A 19,015-nucleotide genomic window follows, 5' to 3' on the forward strand; every position below is an offset into this window, starting at 1 on the left:
AGTTTTTACGTTGATAAATACCAACTGGTAAAGTAAAATGCGCGCCAATACCGAATGGTAAGGTAGCGAGCTTTTTTTCTTACCATTAATGAACTCATTTATAACTATTTCTAATGCTGTATTAGCTTTACGTTAATTAAAGGAAACGTTACATGTCTTTGCCCTCTTTAATCGTTAATAACCTTGGTTATTTGAACTTGTCTCACTTACTCCGTAATAGTGTACGAGCACTTGCTGTTGTTACTTTAACTCTATCGCTGGCGGCTTGTGGCGGTGGAAGTGGTGATTCGGCTGAAGAAGTTATAATAGAGGTACCTGTTGATGATGCTGGTAGTGAAGTAGTTGTAGACACAACAGCTCCAATAATTACCTTAAATGGTGATGCAGAAGTAAACACTGAATTTGGTAATGCTTATATAGATTTAGGCGCGATAGCGACAGATGAAAGAGATGGCACTGTTGATGTGGTAATTACAGGCTTAGATGTCGTAGATACATCCGTATTTGAAACTTATATCATCACTTACACGGCAAGTGATTCTGCTGGAAATACAACAAGTTCAACACGTACAGTTACTGTTGTTGATACAACCCCGCCTTTAATTACGTTAGAGCACCCTTCAGATGTTAGTTTTGTTTTAGGAAACCCTTACAGTATTTATGAACAAAGCAGTGCAACGGCTGTTGACTTAGTAGACGGTGCAGTTGATGTCACAATCACAGGAACAGAAGAGGTCGATACTACAACCGTAGGTAGTTATAAAGTTACTTTCACAGCTACCGATGCGCGAGGCAATGAAGCTATTACAATTCGTACTGTTAATGTTGCTGAACCAACGCCTTTTATTACGACATGGCAAACTAACCACCCAAATGCAAATTACAGTTACAGCTCTGGTGAAAATCAAATTAAAATTGGTACTTACGGCTCTGGTTATGACTTTACGATTGATTGGGGTGACGGTACGGTTGAGTATAATCAAACTGAAGGGAAAACTCACACTTATGTCGAAGCTGGCACTTACACCATAACGATTACCGGTACATTCCCACGGTTATATTCTGATTCAGACTCTATTGGTTATGACAATAGAAAATTATTATCCGTTGAGCAGTGGGGGAATAATATCTGGCAAAATATGGCTCAAGCTTTTCATTCTGCTAGCAATATGAATATTAACGCGACAGACACTCCAGATTTAAGTCAAGTCACTAATATGTATGACATGTTTTATAATGCAACTTCATTTAATAGTGACATTAGTCAGTGGAATGTTTCAAATATCACAAACATGGAAAGGATGTTTTATGGTGCAGATACCTTTAATCAAAATATAAGTGAATGGGACGTATCAAGTGTTACAAGTATGGAAAGGATGTTTTCTAATGCTTATGCCTTTAATCAGTACATTAGTCAATGGAATGTGTCTAATGTCATCACTATGGAAGGTATGTTTTCTGGTGCTGACGCTTTTAATCAAGACATCAGTCAATGGGATGTTTCCAGTGTCATCACTATGGAAAGTATGTTTTCTGGTGCTGACGCTTTTAATCAAGACATCAGTCAATGGATTGTGTCAAATGTTACCACTATGAAAAGTATGTTTTCTGGAGCTAATGTTTTTAATCAAGATATTAGCGGTTGGGATGTTTCTAGTGTTGAAAGTATGGAGGATATGTTCAATGGAGCTTCTGTGTTTAACCAATATATTGGGGGTTGGGATGTCTCAAGTGTCACCGATATGGAATCTATGTTTGAAGGAACAACATACTTTAATCAAGATTTAAGCCTGTGGGATGTGTCGAAAGTAACAACTATGGCATATATGTTTCATGAGGCTAACGCATTTAATCAAGACATCAGTAACTGGCAAATATCTAATATATCGACACTGAACCAGATGTTTTATGAGGCACATTTATCAGTGTCTAATTATGATGCATTACTGGATGCTTGGAGCAAACAAACTGTACGAACAAATGTTAATCTAAATGTTGATTCATACTATAGTTCAGCATCCAGTGCCGCTAGAGGTATATTAGACGTGGATTCAGGTTGGGATATATCCGATTTGGGTAAGTTACCAGAAACTGCCGACCAAACAGCCCCTATAGTAAGCTTAATAGGAAACTCCTCTATTACAATTTCAACTGGCACTGATTACGTTGAGCTTGGAGCCTTATCGATTGATGACCGTGATGGAGCTATGCCCGTTACTACGATAACCGGAACGGTAGATACATCGAAAATAGGTCAGTACATATTAGCTTATATCGCAACAGATGCAGCCGGCAATAAAAATAGCGCAACGCGTACTGTAAATGTCGTAGAAGCTGATATCCTTGCTCCAGTTATATCACTCAGTGGTAAAAGCTTAATAACTTTAGAGCAAGATGAAGCTTATTTTGAGACTGGTGCAACGGCTGTAGATGCCCGAGATGGTATTTTACCTGTAATCACTACAGGTTATGTGGACGATAAAACAACTGGTACTTATACATTGACGTACAGTGCTACGGATGTTGCAGGTAATACAGGTGCCACTACACGTTCCGTTATTGTACCTGCGGATATTACTCCTCCAAACCTTACATTAAATGGGAACGATGTTATTAAACTTGCCGTTGATGAGGTGTATACAGAGTTAAATGCTACAGCTACAGATTGGCGAGATGGGGTTATAAATAACGTCGAGATTTCTGGAACAGTAAACACAGCAGTATTAGGCGATTATATTATTACTTATACAGCACAAGACAGTGCTGGCAATGAAGGTATGATCACCCGTATCGTTCAAGTGTTAGGTGATGACATTGTACCTCCCGAAATCACCTTAACAGGTGGCGAAACAATCAATTGGACTCAAGGCTTCAGTTATAGCGACTTAGGGTTTTCTACTTATGATGCACGTGACGGTGACATCACAGTGGAAATAACAGGTGAAGTTGAAGTTGATACTACCCAAACAGGTTCTTATACCATAACTTACACAGCTACCGATGCAGCAGGTAATGAAACTGTTGTGACTCGTACAGTTAACGTAGTTGCACCAACACCATTTGTTACCGTATGGCAAACGGATGCGGAAGGTGGTAATGACACATATCAATCAGATGAAAATCAAATAAGAATTGGCACCACTGGTTCTGGTTATGATTTTACTATCGACTGGGGTGATGGCACCGTTGAAGAAAATCAAACTGCAGGTAAAACTCATACCTATACAGCTGCTGGAACCTATACGATAACAATCACGGGAGCATTTCCTCGTTTATATTCAGATTCGTTTTTCCGGGGATATGATAATGCGAAGCTATTATCTGTTGAGCAATGGGGGAATAACCACTGGGCAAGTATGGAGAAAGCATTTCATAGTAACCTCAATTTAGTGATTAATGCGGCTGATACGCCTGTGTTACACCAAGTGACGAGTATGGCTGAAATGTTTTATGGAGCAACAAAAGTCAATAGCGACATCAGTAATTGGGATGTATCTACGGTCACTGATATGCGTGAAGCTTTCTATAACGCTAGCTCTTTTGATCAAAACATTAGTGGTTGGGATGTATCTAATGTAACCGATATGAGCGGGATGTTTAATAGCGCTCGTGTGTTTAATCAAGATATTAGTAGTTGGGATGTATCCAATGTGACCGATATGGCCAGCATGTTTAATGGAGCCTACGCTTTTGATCAACCAATTGGAGACTGGGGGAATAAAGTTTCTAAAGTGACAGATATGTCTTTTATGCTTTTTGGCACTACAGTTTTCAACCAAGATGTTAGTGGTTGGGATATATCTAATGTAACTAATATGAGTGGAATGTTTGGAAGCGCCCGTATTTTTAATCAAGACTTATCAAGTTGGAAATATGATGTATCAAATGTAACGGACATGTCTAAAATGTTCAACGGAGCCGAAAGTTTCAATAAAGATATTAGCGACTGGGATGTTTCTAACGTAACAGATATGAGTGGTATGTTTAGGAATGCTAGTCTGTTCAATCAAGATATTAGTGGCTGGGATGTATCTAACGTAACAGATATGAGTGGTATGTTTCAGGGTGCAACTATTTTCAATCAAGATATTGGTGAGTGGGATGTACTTAAGGTAACAAGCATGGAGGCAATGTTTTATGACGCCTCCAACTTTAACCAAAATATTAACGAGTGGAATGTATCCAATGTAGTAAATATGAATCACATGTTTCGCAATGCTTTTGACTTTAACCAACCAATGGATGAATGGGCAAACAAGCTGTTAAATGTAAGTTCTATGAATTACATGTTTTATAGCGCTGATGTATTTAATCAAGATGTTAGTCAATGGGATGTCTCCAATGTAACAGATATGAGTTACATGTTTTATAGCGCTGATGTTTTTAATCAAGATATTAGTGGCTGGGATGTATCCAGTGTAACAGTTATGAGTAGCATGCTTCGCGATACAGTTGCTTTTAATCAAAACTTAGGGGAGTGGAACGTATCATCGGTAACTTTAATGAATAGTATGTTATCCGGCAGTGGATTATCCACCAATAATTACGATGCACTGTTAAATGGTTGGAGTTTACAAACGTTACAATTAAATGTTCGTCTAGATGTTGGCTCTAATTTCAGCGCAACTGGAGAAGCTGCTAGAGAATCAATTATAAATATTTATGGCTGGACTATTTATGATGATGGCTTAGAGCCTTAACTCAAAAAACTTTGAGTGAAGCGCCAAGAGAGCAAATCATTTGAAGTTATAATCTGTAAGTAAAAACGATCCCTAGTTTCGAGAAAATTGAAACTAGGACTCCACCTCCTTGAACTCTGTTGTACTAGCTCAGTTATTTTAACCGCCCCCAAAAAGCACATAAAATAGACAGTTTTTACGTTGATAAATACCAATTGGTAAAGTAGAATGCGCACCAATACCGAATGGTAAGGTAGTTTAACTATTCTTATCTTTGCGATTAATTTACAACTATTTCTAATGCTGTATTAGCTTTACGTTAATTAAAGGAAACGTTACATGTCTTTGCCCTCTTTAATCGTCAATAACCTTGGTTATTTGAACTTATTTAACCTACTTCGTAATAGCGCCCGAGCACTTGCTGTTGTTACTTTAACTTTATCGCTGGCGGCTTGTGGCGGTGGTTCATCTAGTGGCGGTGACTCTAGTGACGGGGAAGTGATCATTGAAGACACAACAGCACCTGTTATTACCTTAAACGGTGAAAGTGAGATAACGATTGAATTAAACAGTGTTTATTCAGAATTAGCGGCGACAGCAACAGACGACACTGACGGTGATGTTGAAGTAACCATTTTAGGTGAAGTAAACACCTCTGAAATTGGTACTTATACTATTACTTACACCGCAAGTGATGCTGCAAGCAATACAGCCACAGCAACTCGAACTGTAAATGTAAATGTAAATGTAAATGTTGTTGATACAACCCCGCCAGTTATTACGTTAATGGATGATTCAGAGGTTCATTTAGTTCAAAATAATACTTTCAGCGTTTATGAAGAAACTGACGCAACTGCCTTTGATAATATTGATGGTGAAGTTGATGTCGTTATTACCAATGATATAGACACGACAACCGTTGGTAGTTATACAGTAACCTACACAGCAACAGATAGTAGCGGGAACGAAGCAGTTGAAACTCGTAGTGTTAACGTTGTTGAACCAACCCCTTTTATTACAACATGGAAAACAAACCAAGAAAGTGATAATTCATCGAATGATTCAGAAGATAATCAAATAAAAATTGGTACCTATGGTGATGGCTATAACTTTACGATTGACTGGGGTGACGGCACCATTGAAGAAAATCAAACCAAGGGGAAAACTCATACTTACGATGTTGCAGGTACTTACACGATAAAAATAACTGGGCAATTTCCAAGATTATATTTTTCTTCTGTATATAGCGGGTATGATAATGACAAAATATTGTCAGTTGAGCAGTGGGGAAATAACATTTGGCAAAGTATGGAAAGAGCATTTTATTATGCTGACAATGTTGTTTTTAATGCCACAGACATCCCAGACCTAAGTCAAGTTACCAGTGTGTCCGGTATGTTCAGAGGCTCTGAATTTTTTAATAGTAATATTAGTGATTGGGATGTGTCTAATGTAACAGACATGAGTTATATGTTTTCCGATGCAACGGCTTTTAATCAAGATATCAGCCAATGGACCGTCTCTAATGTAACAGACATGAGCTATATGTTTTCCGATGCAACTGCTTTTAATAAAAATATCAGCGGTTGGAATGTGTCAAACGTCACAAACATGAGAAACTCGTTTTCTAAAGCAATAACATTCAATCAAGATTTGAGTGGTTGGGATGTATCTAATGTCACTGACATTTACTACATGTTAAATGAGGCAGCCTTATCTATAGATAATTACGATGCTTTACTTATTGCTTGGAGTAAACAAACATTACAATCCGGTTTACGTTTTAGAGCCACCTCTTATTATAGCGAATCAGCAAAGTCAGCTAGAGACGTAATTAGAAATACCTATGGTTGGAGTATTACAGCCGATGAATTGTGGGAAGATACCGATGTAGATACAGACGAGCCAGAAATAGAGCTTTACGGTAATAGAATAGTAACTATAAGTGTAGGTTCAACGTATGTTGAGTCCGGTGCATTCGCTATTGATGAGTTAGATGGTTCACTTGATATTGTTATTACTGGTGTTCTTGATATCAATACTATAGGCAGTTATACGTTAACTTACACAGCTACGGACAATGCAGGTAATGAAGATTCGACAACACGTACTATTAATGTAGTTGAAGTGGATGTTGTTGATCCGATTATCACCCTTAAAGGTGACAGTACTATCACGTTAGAGCAAGATGAAACCTATATTGATCCCGGAGTTACAGCTGTAGATGCTCGCGATGGAGTGTTAACCCCTAATATTATAGGTAAAGTGGAAGATAAAATTACAGGCACCTATACACTAACTTATACCGTTACAGACAGTGCTGGCAATTCAGCCAGTGTAGATAGAACGGTTGTTGTTCCTCTTGATACTACAGATCCTGTTATTAGTTTAATTGGCGACGAAATAGTAAAATTAGACGTAAATTCAGGTGATTATATAGATGCGGGTGCAACAGCAATAGATTGGCGAGATGGAGATGTCACGGTTACCATAATAAGTAACGATGTTGATATGACTAGTGTATCAACCTCTTACGAAGTGGTTTATCAAGCCACAGATGCTGCTGGTAATGTCGGTGAAGCAACTCGATATGTCCAAGTTTTAAATCCTGATATAAAAAGCCCAGCAATCGCTATAACCAATGGAGATTCGATTGAGTGGACGGTAGGATTTGATTACAACGACTTTGGTGCTAGCGCTTATGATGAGCGTGATGGTGAAGTAACGGTTACCCAAACTAATGATATAGACACTTCTACAACTGGCACTTATACAGTTACTTACACAGCCACAGATGCAGCAGGCAATGAAAGTACAGCAACTCGTACAGTAGACGTAGTTGCCGCAACCCCGTTTACTACAACATGGGATATACCAGCTAACTTTGAATTAACCATACCAACCACAGGGACAGGTTATAATTACTCCATAAATTGGGGAGACGGTAATACAGACACAAATCAAACTGGCGACGCTACACATACTTATCTAACAGAAGGTGAGTACACCATTGAAATTACAGGCCCATTCCCAAGGTTGTACATTAACAACAATACAACAATTAAAGATAAAATTATCTCAGTGGAACAATGGGGGAACAATATATGGTCAAGCATGGTAAATACTTTCAACGGCGCTGTAAATTTAACCATAAACGCGTCTGACTCCCCTGTATTACACCAAGTTACTAATATGACTGGTATGTTTTCAGGTGCGACATCGTTCAATAGTGATATAAGTGATTGGGATGTATCTAATGTCATGCATATGAGTTCTATGTTTAGTGGAGCAACAGCATTCAATCAAGATATTAGTAACTGGGATGTTTCAAATGTTGCAACAATGACTGCTATGTTTAGAGAGGCAACGGTATTTAATCAAGACCTAAGCGCATGGAATGACCGCGTATCTCAAGTCACAGATATGCGTAACATGTTTTCTTATACCGAGCAATTTAACGGTGATATTACTGGTTGGGATGTTTCAGGCGTTACCACAATGACGGCTATATTTAATGGAGCAATAGCCTTCAATCAAGATATTAGTGGTTGGGACGTTTCCAACATAAAAAGTATGTATCTTGTGTTTTCCAACGCTGACAGTTTTAACCAAAACCTTAATCAATGGGATGTATCAAATGTAACTAGTTTCCGCTCTATGTTCAGTGGAGCTGATAAATTCAATGGTGACATTACTGAATGGGACGTCTCTAGTGCTACTGAAATGCATTACATGTTTTATGAAGCTCAAGCATTCAATCAAGACATAGGGAAATGGAATGACCTATCAAACGTTGAAAATATGGGTTATATGTTTAAAGGGGCAATAGCGTTCAATCAAGATATTAGTAGGTGGGATGTGTCCAGTGTGACAACAATGGCTGTTATGTTTGAAGGAGCAACTAGCTTTGACCAAAATATTGGTCAATGGAATATGTCTAATGTAACAAATTTATATCATCTGTTTTATGACGCTAATTTATCTACCGCTAACTACGATGCATTACTTATTGGTTGGTCAGCACAGTCATTACAAATTAATAGAAGTATGACTGTTCACTCTAGTTACAGTAGTGCAGCTGCATCAGCAAAAGAATATATTGAAAATGCTTTCGGTTGGTATATCACTGATAACGGTGAAGCTCCATGAGCAACTTAATTACTTTGTTTTAATATTAAAGTTGCCGCTTTACAGCGGCATTTTTTTTGGTGAAAAAGATAGAGCAGTTTCGAGCTGCGAGTGGCGAGTTTCGAGTTTCGAGAAAAAGATAGAGCAGCTTCGATAAGAAAAAATTTGAGTTTTTGCTTTTACTCGTAGCTACAAACTCGTAGCTGAAAAAAGTTGCGAGATGGCCGTCAAGCCGCGATTTTGTATTAGCGGAGAGGGCAATTAAGAGCAGCTCTAAGCTGTAAGCTGTAAGTAAAAGCGAAAAGCGGTTGTAAGTTTCTTATGACTTATAGCTTTTAAAAGAAGGTGCGAAATGGCCGTCAAGCCGCGATTTGAGTTAGTTCCGTGCTGCGAGTGACGAGTTTCGAGAAAAAGACAGAGCAGCTTCGATAAGAAACAGAGTTTGAGCTTTTGCTTTTACTCGTAGCTGAAAGCAGTTCCGAGGTTCGAGTGGCGAGCGGCGAGAAAAAATTAAATTTGAGCTTTTGCTCGTAGCTACAAACTCGGGGCTCGTAACTAAAGAAAGTTGCGATATGGCCGTTAAGCCGCGATTTGATTTAGCGTCAAATTAACTAAAAGCGTCAGTAAAAAAAATCCTACTGACGCCATCAGTTATGAACTCATCCTAGACTCTAATTATAATCCACTCTAATAGTTCTAAATCTAGTATACCCATCACGCTCAGAATCTATAGGATTACCTACATCACAGATAATTGTAGCTCCAACTAACTCGTGCCCAGCCGATGTTCTAGGATAATTACCTATATTATCTAGACGAAAATGCTCTCTACCATAAATATCAGTAACAACGTCAAAATACCCTAAATTCACACCAGAACCAGAATATCTGATAATCAATTGGCAAGTACGAAGTTCCACGTTATTCACAGAAACCAATATGACTACGCTAGCTATATCTCTATCGTGCTTTAATGGCATATCACACTCAATGGTCTCACGAGCACTATGTGCTTCAAAATACCCGTCGGCTCTATTTATATTATCATCAAGTAAAGGGGTGTTACTGTTAAGACGCCTTGCATAACAACTTGTTGAAGTCATAAAGTACTCAGACTCTAATGACGTTGGTCTAGTGTCTGCGATCGCAGTATGACATGACAAAAAAACTAATAACGCAACAAAATAACTTAGTAACAATTTCATAAAAATCCTTATTATATATTAAAAGCTAATTTCTACTTAGCAATCATAAACTAAGCTAATTAGTTATTTAAATCAAGGGGGATTGAAGCCTTAATTATTTGTTAGCGAATAGGGCAATTTAGCAGCAGCTGTAAGCTTGAAGTCTTAAGCTGGAAGTAAAAAGAAAAGCGGTTGTAAGTAAAAAAAAGATGCGAGATGCCGTTAAACCGCGATTTGAGTTAGTTCCGTGCTGCGAGTGACGAGTTTCGAGAAAAAGACAGAGCAGCTTCGATAAGAAACAGAGTTTGAGCTTTTGCTTTTACTCATAGCTACAAACTCGGGGGATCGTAACTAAAGAAAGTTGCGAGATGGCCGTTAAGCCGCGATTGAGTTAGTTCCGAGCTGGCGAGTGGCGAGTTTCGAGTTTCGAGTTTCGAGAAGAAATTAAATTGGAGCTTGTGCTCGTTTCTCGTTGCTGAACGTAGTTTCGAGGGTAAAATGAGTTTTAGTTTTAGTTTTAGTTTTAGCTTTAGCTTTTACTCGTAGCTCGAGACTCGATTCTCGTTGCTGAATGAAGGTGCGAAATGGCCGTCAAGCCGCGATTTTTGTATTAGCGGAGAGGACAATTAAGAGCAGTTTCGAACTGCGAGCAGCGAGTTTCGAAAAGATTCGAAATTTAAGCTTTTACTCGTAGCTCGAGACTCGATTCTCGTTGCTGAATGAAGTTGCGAGATGGCCGTTAAGCCGGGTTTTGTCTAGGACAATCATTCGTCTAGGCCTTAAATCGCTCTAAGGCTCAAGCTTTCTACCCGGTTCCCGCGCGGACCACGCGTTGACCTCTAAGGATCGAGGAACCCTATTTGAAATTGCTCCGGCTGAAGTTTACCGTGCCACGAACTATTACTAGTCGCGCGGTGCGCTCTTACCGCACCCTTTCACCCTTACCTGTGCACTTTTACAAGAAAAGGCCATCGGCGGTATACTCTCTGCTGCACTAGTTGTAGGCTCACGCCCCCCAGAAGTTATCTGGCAACCTGTCCGTATGGAGCCCGGACTTTCCTCCCCCACATCCGTCTACTAAAACCCGAAAGTTAAAGTACAACGATATAGCGGCGATTGTCTTGGCCATCTCGCGGCGCGGATTATAATGGATGTAAAGCAATAAAGCGAGTTAATCTGACATAGCTTCGCGGATAAGAGCAGTTTACGTGTGTCGAGGAAAAGATAAAGTTGCTGCAAGTTTAAAGCTGTAAGGTGTAAGTAGAAGCGAAAAGTGCTTTTTCCTAAAAAAAGCCTTTTTGAAGCTGCCTCGAAATGTGAATATCCAGTGCCAAAATTTTAAAATCAAGAAAAAAACTCGACACTGTTCACTCACTTTAACTTCTTGATTGTCTTACCACTTATAGCTTATAGCTTACAGCTGTCTTTTAACCTTCCTGCCACGTCAGTGCTAATTTATACAGATCATTCTTCTTCAAGACATGGACTTGTGCGGTTATCGCAGCGGCTTTTTTAGTTGGTAGTTCAGCCATTAATAATTTCATTAACTTCTCCGCTTCTGGCGACAAGGCTTGTTCGGTTTTATTTGGCGCTAGCATCAACACCATTTCACCTTGTTGACGGTCTTTATCTTCACCAAACCAATCTATAACTTTTTGTGCATTACCTTTAACAAAGCTTTCAAAGTGCTTAGTTAGCTCTTTGGCTAACACTACCTCTTTATCTTCGCCTAGTGTTTGCTTGATATATTCCAAGGTATCAATAATTCTGCGTGGGCTTTCATAAAATACCGTGGTGAAGTCAGCATTTTTATATTTTTCTATTTCGGCAATTCTGGCTTGCTGCTTTACTGGTAAAAAGCCAGCAAACAAAAACTTATCTGTTGGTAAACCAGCAGCACTCAATGCGGTGATCACGGCACTTGGTCCAGGAATTGGATTAATGGTAACGCCTTGCTCTCTCGCAATATTAACTAAATTGTAACCAGGGTCAGAAATTAATGGAGTACCTGCATCACTTATTAAAGCAATATTTTTACCTTCATTAACTAAATCAATTAAATATTGGGCTTTTTGTTTTTCATTATGATCATGCAAAGCAAACATTTTGGTTTTAATCCCAAAGTGCGACAATAGCTTACCGCTATGGCGTGTATCCTCTGCAGCAATTAAATCTACACTGTGTAATATCTCCAACGCACGTTGTGTTATGTCAGATAAATTGCCGATTGGAGTGGCAACAATATAAAGAGTTCCAGCTTCTATCATGTTTGAATGTCTCTTGGCCGTTGTGTAGATGATAATTGGCTTGTATGATACCTTTTTATTTAAAGAATAAGTAACATCAAGTACATTAATCATATGAATCAATTAATGTAATTGGTGTAGTATCGTTTAACCTGTTAAATTTGAATTAACTTCAGATTAATTGCGTTAAAATGTATGGAATTGTATTCAATTAAGGTAGATGTACGTGACTCTTGGACAAACAAGCAAATCAGTCTTTAGCAACTGGTTACGCTTAATTCAGCTGTGTGTTTGCATGATAGTTATTGTGAGCTGCTCTTCTTCTGAGCCTTCAAAAGAAACTCGTTCAAGCAGAGTTAACCAGCCACAACGCCATGATCAACTCAGAGAAGTTGATCCTATTTATAATAGTGAATATTTTTTAAACCGAGCTGATGAGCTTGGTTTAATTGAAGGTAGACCTTATAGAATAACTGCGGCAGAACTAGCTATTCAGGAAAACCACAGTATTGGTTACATCAAAAAAATTCTAGTTAACATCGACTTAGATGCGCGTGGTACTTTAGATAACGACATCACTTTAATAAAACTTTTACTATATATAAAAAGCAATCAAGATGCTGAACGACTGTTAATACGCTTAAAAAGAGGTGTATTGCCAATTAATTATCAAGTACCTATGTGGTTATTAACCGCACAAGTAAGCTCTAATAATAATCAGCATGCAAAAACAGTAAGAACTTTATTTAGGGTAAAAGACTTATATGTAAAAAGATTGTCCGCATTTGACAAAATATTAGCAAACGAATTAATTTGGAAACATATCGTTCAAGTCCCTGAAGATTCATTAAATCAATTTGTAAAAGATTTTGGTAGTGAAGCGGCTAGTTGGGTGCAATTGGCGAAAATTGTGCGCAATAACATTGGTGCACCAGAGCAGTTCCCTATTGAGTTAGCTCGCTGGCATACCAATTACTCAAGATTTGATGATTTTGAGTATTTACCTCAACAAATAAAAGACCTTATTTCCGTTGCACCTTATTCACCAACAAGAATAGCATTGTTATTGCCTCTTACGGGCTCTCTTTCAACTCAAGCGCAAGCCATAAGAAATGGATTTTTAGCCAATTTAAACTTTGATGATAATGTTGAAGTTACAATAATGGATACTGAAATTGAAACTTTAGCCAGCATAGAACAGAAACTAGTTGAAAATAGAATTGGATTTATTGTTGGTCCACTGAAAAAAGATAAGATCACTGAGTTCCAAAAAAGTGAAGTGCTGAGCAATATTCCAACCTTATATTTAAACTCAATAGAGTTAGAACAATACGACAACCCTTCTCAGTTTTATTTCTCTTTAGCACCTGAAGATGAAATTGACCAAGCGGTAGATTATTTCATAAGTAAAAAAATAGCATATCCAGCGCTTATTTATGCGGATAACTCATTAGGTAGACGTTTAGCTGAACAGTTTAAACAACAGTGGCTATTTCAAACCGACAAAGAAATAGAAACAATTGCTTTTAAAAATAAATCTAAACTAGGGGTTGCAGTTAAAAATTTATTAGATGTAAATTACAGTGAACAACGTGTTAGAGAAATGAAGCGTTTATTTGGTATTCATCTAAAAACAGAAAGTCGAAGCCGAAATGACATTGATGCAATTTACGTTATCGCCAACTCTCAACAAACTCGTTTGATTAAACCGTTTTTTGATACTAATGTAAGTGTGTTTAATAAATTATTACCTATTTATGCTTCTAGCCGTAGCTATTTAATTGGTGAAACCCGCTCGCAAAAACGTGATTTAAATGGTTTAACCTTTACCGAAATGCCTTGGTTAGTTGAAAATACAAATAAAGAAGCGACTTCAATTTACCGACAAGTTAGTGAAGATCAAACTCAACTTAAAAAGCTATTTGCCTTTGGTTATGACGCAAAATATTTGATCCCATTATTAAAACAACTACAGACATTACCCGATTTAAAGGTAACAGGTCTAACAGGTAAATTAAGTTTAACTAAGCAAAATACGATTAAACGATATTTAGATTGGTCAAGGTACCAACAAGGAAAAATCGTTGTTCTTAAACAACTTAATTAATAAACGTTCTTTAGGCGATATTAAAGAGCAACAAGCGAAAAAACATTTACAAGCTCAAGGTTTGACCTTTGTTGAACAAAATTTTAATTGTAAGTTGGGTGAAATCGATCTGATATTTTCAGATCCTAACTCTGACATTTTAATATTTGTTGAAGTTAAGTATCGTTCTAGTAGCAAGTTTGGTGGTGCAGCCGCATCGGTTACACCAACCAAACAACAAAAAATAAAAAAAGCCGCGCTTTTTTATCTATCCCAAAGTAAAATCACTCCATCTATCCGATTTGATGTTGTTGCTTTTGATAATGAGCAAATAAACTGGATTCAATGTGCATTTACATGACTGACAATAAAATAAAACAATTATATACCAATAACATACAAAACCTGATGGCATCTGGTGAGCAAAACGCTGACTTTTTAGCACTTTCAGCGGCATTAATTTCACAGACTTTATTATCTGGAAATAAGGTTCTAACTTGCGGTGACACCTTGTGCTCTATGATTGCTGATCACTTTGCTGGTATCTTAGTTAATTATTATGAAATTGAGCGTCCGTCTTTACCCGCAATTGCCTTATCTAATACCGCACATACTTGTGCATTTGAACCTTTAGATAACAATCACTTAATTGACGTATATGCGCGCCAGATTAGAGCGATGGGAAATGCACAAGACATACTGGTCGTATTTTCAATAAACAACCGGGAACTTTCCATAAAATCAGCTATCGAAGCTGCATTGACTAATGATATTCAAGTCATTGCATTTACCTCTGATGATGGTGGTGAGATCGCAGGTTTATTAGGTGAAAACGACATAGAAATCCGTTTACCTACCAACAAACCAAGCAGAACGTTAGAAATTCAATTATTCACAGTTCATGTATTAAGTGAGTTAATAGATGAAGTTATCTTTTCAATGTGATCCGTCTTTTTCGATGTGATAAATAATAAAAATGAGAAAACCAATATGACATTTACCAAAAAGCTATTAATTTTGGCACTATCTCTTTCTACCTTGCAAGGCTGTACAACACTTTTTGTTGCAGGAACGGCCGTTACAGCGGTTTCAGCGGCTAATGATCCTCGTACTATAAGTACACAAATAGATGACAGCAGTATTGAGCTTAAAGCTAGCTTAGAGCTAATGAAAGACGATGGAATTAGTAAACATACTCACCTTAATGTTATTAGCTACAACGGCAAAGTATTAGTAGTTGGTCAATCACCAAATAAGTTTTTAATTCATTCTGCTATTAACATTATTAGAAATATTGATGGTGTTAGCAAAATACATAATGAAATAAAACTAGGAACACCAGCCTCTTTTTCAACAAAAACAGCAGATACTTGGATAACCACCAAAGTTAAGTCAGAACTACTAACTGATGATGTAGTAAAAGGCCATGACATTAAAGTAGTGACAGAAAATAATGAAGTCTACTTAATGGGTTTAGTTAGTAAAGAGCAAGCATCTCTAGCGGCGACAATAGCGTCAAATGTAACTGGTGTTACTAAAGTGATCACTGTATTTGAAAATTAGGATCATCTATAACTGTTATTAAATTATCCCGCGTTAACCACAAAAAAACGAACAAGTAATTGTTCGTTTTTTGTTTTCATTCTGTAATAAACACACTCATTACTTCTATATTTTACTAATACACATAAACCGCACCTGAGTCGTAAACGGTGTCTCCGACTCCAGTTTCAGTATTTTTATTTTCAGTTCCATCTGTAATAATACCAACTTGGTTGCTATCTTCTTTACCCGCACCAACAGCTAAAACCGCGCCATCGTTACTTAACGCAATTCCACTCCCAAAGTCATCTCCAGCTCCGGTATTAGACGCTTTTATATAAGCGCTTTGCGCCCAAACACCATTATTATTAGTAAATAAATATACTGCACCAGAATCAGTGGCAATATCGATGTCCCCGCCAGTGGCTGTACTTTCAGAACCATCAATAATAATACCCGTTGCACTATTATCTTCCCTATAAGCACTAATCGCTAACGTATTGCCATCACCACTTAAGGCAATAGTACGACCAAAATAGTCATCTTCTCCTGTATTAGATGCTTTTATATAAGCACTTTGAGTCCAACCTGCACTACTATTACCGAATAAATACACTGCCCCAGAATCACTTTCATCTCCAATATCCCCATCAGTTTCTGAGTTATCTGTAAAAATACCTGTTGCACCATTATCTTCTCGAGTAGCGCTAATAGCTAACGTATTTCCATCATGACTTAAGCTAAGAGCCAAACTAAAAAAATCATTACTACTGTCATTTGAAGCTTCAAGATAAGTAGTTTGCGACCAAACATCAATGCTACTATTAAATATGTAGGCTTTTTCGGATGAAGAGCCTACCGCTAATGTATTTCCATCGAAGTTTAAAGCAACAGAATTACCAAACCCTTCAGTTTCATCCGAGCCCTTTATATAAGCAGTTTTCTTCCAACGACCATCTTCATTTTTACTATATGAATATACTGCACCTGACGAAGCAGCAGTGCCAATCTCTTGTGTTGTCTCTGAGCCATCGGTAATAACGCCAGTTAAACCATTATTTTCATCTGACACGCCTACCACTAACGTATTTCCGTCACCGCTTAAAGCTACGCTACCACCAAAATATTCACTTTCCCCTGGAATAGACGCTTTAATATAAGCGGTTTGTGTCCAAGCGCCATCATTGTAATTAAATACATACGCGGCACCGGACTCACTAATACTAACTGTGTCAGTAATTTCATCGCCATCCATAAACACGCCTGCTGTACCATGACTCTCACCATAAGCACCAACAACCAAAGTAGCCCCATCATCACTTAAAGCAAGAGCGTAACCAAAACCACTATAAGAGCTGGCATTGGATGCTTTAACATAAGCAGTTTGTATCCACTTACCACTGTTATCACTGTATATATATACGGCACCAGACTCAGTAGCTGTTCCGACATCAGTAACTTCTGAGCCGTCAGTTATAATTCCTGTAGCAGAGTTACTTTCAGCAGAAGCACCTACTGCTAATGTATGACCATCACCACTAATTGCAACACCTCCCTCACCAAAAGCATCATACTCACCTGTATTAGAAGCTTTAAAATAACCAATCATTTTATTGATATCATCTGTGCTTATATTCGCCTCAGATGATAATTCAAATTCGCCACTAGACGATGCCAAAATAAAATAATCCGTTGATAATGCACTCACCAAACTATCTACTGTTATTGTAATTGTTAATTCATCTGTCAATGAGGTTAATGGATCACAGTTATTATCTTGAGTTGTGTCTTTTTCACATATTGTATAAACAACACTTTGACTATCACTTACTGCTGCAGAGCTCCAGGTTAATGCCACTTTTTTAATATCGTCACTTGCAACCTCAATATCTTCAAGGGTAAATGAAGCCAAGCTAATGTCATTGATAGAAAGCACTACAGTAATTGATGAACTATTACCTGATGTGTCTGTTGCTGTAGCTGTAAACGTATAACTACTTTGAGTCTCAAAGTCAGGTGTAACTATTAACGTTACCGCACCCGTTGCAGGCTCAATCGTAAATGCACTACTATCATCACCCGACAAAGTGTAGTTTGCTGTATCATCATCTGAAGTGACAGTGTAAATAACCAGCCCTGCACTTGTTCCTTCATCTAACGTTAATGTTGTACTTGAGGTAATGCTTGGAGCTGTAGTGTCTTCATCAACGATAACCACATCACCACCTGAACTATCACCTGAGCCACCACCACAAGCAGCTAAAGAAATAGCAAACGTTATAGAAATAAGTGAGCGACGGCTATTAAGGAACAATTGAAATAAACCAGTAAAACTAATACAACTGGTGTTTGATGAAAGTGAAGGCATGTAACGTTTCCTTTAATTAACGTAAAGCTAATACAGCATTAGAAATAGTTATAAATGGGCCATAAAGATAAAGCGGGAAATTTACAGCCTTACCGTTAGGTATAATCCGCGAATCTTACTTTACCATTTGGTATTTATCAACATAAAAACCGTCTATTTTATGTACTTGAGTTAATTAACTTTTATTGGGATTAAGGGAGAAAAACAAGTTTATAACCTAAAAACTTTAAAATATAACTGAATGATGCAGTACTTCATTCTTGTTCTTACATATAAAATTACATACAGCTAACAGCTGAGAAAAAGGCATAAAAAAACCGCTAATCAGCGGTTTTCTTTGTAACTATTTGTTTTGATTTAAACGCTAAAGCTAGCACCACAACCACAGGTTGTTGTTGCGTTAGGGTTGTTAACAAAAAAGCGTGAGCCTTCTAGTCCTTCAGTATAATCAACCACGCCACCAACTAAGTATTGTAAGCTCATAGGGTCGATAACCATGCTAACGCCTTGTTTTTCAATCGCCATATCGCCTGGATTTACATCTTCATCAAAGGTAAATCCATACTGGAAACCAGAACAGCCACCACCGGTTACATAAACTCTAAGTTTTAATTCAGGGTTCTCTTCTTCGTCCACTAATTGTTTAACTTTAGTAGCGGCGGCATCTGAAAACTGGATTGGCAGCTCAGGAATATCTGCTGATGCTTCAGCTGGAGTAACAAGTTCAGTCATGGAAAAAACCTCTAAAATTTGAGGGCAAGATTATGTAATACCCGACAGTT

The 19,015-nt window shown here is 37.8% G+C and carries 10 protein-coding genes and 1 other RNA gene; 6 read left to right on the plus strand and 5 right to left on the minus strand.

Going from position 1 to position 19,015, the window contains the following annotated elements:
• Positions 1-152 precede the first annotated feature (152 nt).
• Together Q0940_RS07565 and Q0940_RS07570 are read left to right on the plus strand one after the other, a co-directional pair.
• The gene (locus Q0940_RS07565) at positions 153-4,700 is read left to right on the plus strand and encodes a BspA family leucine-rich repeat surface protein (protein WP_299266467.1); all 4,548 of its coding nucleotides are present in this window, start codon (positions 153-155) and stop codon (positions 4,698-4,700) included.
• Between the two features lie 318 nt (positions 4,701-5,018).
• The gene (locus Q0940_RS07570; protein WP_299266474.1) at positions 5,019-8,828 is read left to right on the plus strand and encodes a BspA family leucine-rich repeat surface protein; all 3,810 of its coding nucleotides are present in this window, start codon (positions 5,019-5,021) and stop codon (positions 8,826-8,828) included.
• 650 nt (positions 8,829-9,478) lie between these two features.
• Here the strand turns inward: Q0940_RS07570 and Q0940_RS07575 are convergent.
• The 3 genes from Q0940_RS07575 to rsmI form a co-directional block, all read right to left on the minus strand.
• Positions 9,479-10,012, minus strand: a complete 534-nt coding sequence (locus Q0940_RS07575) for a hypothetical protein (protein ID WP_299266476.1) — start codon at positions 10,010-10,012, stop codon at positions 9,479-9,481.
• Between the two features lie 703 nt (positions 10,013-10,715).
• An RNA gene (gene rnpB / locus Q0940_RS07580) (RNase P RNA component class A) lies at positions 10,716-11,124 on the minus strand.
• A gap of 294 nt (positions 11,125-11,418) precedes the next feature.
• Positions 11,419-12,258, minus strand: coding sequence for a 16S rRNA (cytidine(1402)-2'-O)-methyltransferase (gene rsmI, locus Q0940_RS07585; RefSeq protein WP_299266479.1), 840 nt, complete (start codon positions 12,256-12,258; stop codon positions 11,419-11,421).
• Between the two features lie 274 nt (positions 12,259-12,532).
• On the opposite strand from rsmI, the gene Q0940_RS07590 reads away from it, so the two are divergent.
• The 4 genes from Q0940_RS07590 to dolP are packed head-to-tail and all read left to right on the plus strand — an operon-like array spanning position 12,533 to position 15,886.
• Positions 12,533-14,344 (plus strand): penicillin-binding protein activator, encoded by a 1,812-nt coding sequence (locus tag Q0940_RS07590; protein WP_299266482.1) that lies wholly within the window; start codon positions 12,533-12,535, stop codon positions 14,342-14,344.
• Positions 14,322-14,684: a YraN family protein gene (locus tag Q0940_RS07595; RefSeq protein ID WP_299266486.1), complete on the plus strand. Its 363-nt coding sequence runs from the start codon at positions 14,322-14,324 to the stop codon at positions 14,682-14,684. The genes Q0940_RS07590 and Q0940_RS07595 overlap by 23 nt, the downstream gene beginning before the upstream one ends.
• Positions 14,681-15,268 (plus strand): SIS domain-containing protein, encoded by a 588-nt coding sequence (locus tag Q0940_RS07600; RefSeq protein ID WP_105050794.1) that lies wholly within the window; start codon positions 14,681-14,683, stop codon positions 15,266-15,268. Before Q0940_RS07595 ends, Q0940_RS07600 begins: the two co-directional genes overlap by 4 nt.
• Positions 15,269-15,313: 45 nt before the next feature.
• Complete coding sequence (gene dolP / locus Q0940_RS07605; RefSeq protein ID WP_299266491.1) at positions 15,314-15,886, plus strand: division/outer membrane stress-associated lipid-binding lipoprotein; 573 nt, start codon at positions 15,314-15,316, stop codon at positions 15,884-15,886.
• A 115-nt stretch (positions 15,887-16,001) separates the two neighbouring features.
• On the opposite strand, the gene Q0940_RS07610 is transcribed toward dolP, so the two are convergent.
• Together Q0940_RS07610 and erpA are read right to left on the minus strand one after the other, a co-directional pair.
• Entirely contained in the window at positions 16,002-18,233 is a 2,232-nt protein-coding gene (locus Q0940_RS07610; RefSeq protein ID WP_299266494.1) for a hypothetical protein, read from the minus strand.
• A 357-nt stretch (positions 18,234-18,590) separates the two neighbouring features.
• Positions 18,591-18,965, minus strand: coding sequence for an iron-sulfur cluster insertion protein ErpA (gene erpA, locus Q0940_RS07615; protein ID WP_299266497.1), 375 nt, complete (start codon positions 18,963-18,965; stop codon positions 18,591-18,593).
• Positions 18,966-19,015: the final 50 nt, after the last annotated feature.

The sequence above is a fragment of the uncultured Psychrosphaera sp. genome, from assembly GCF_947500655.1.
Lineage (GTDB): Bacteria > Pseudomonadota > Gammaproteobacteria > Enterobacterales > Alteromonadaceae > Psychrosphaera.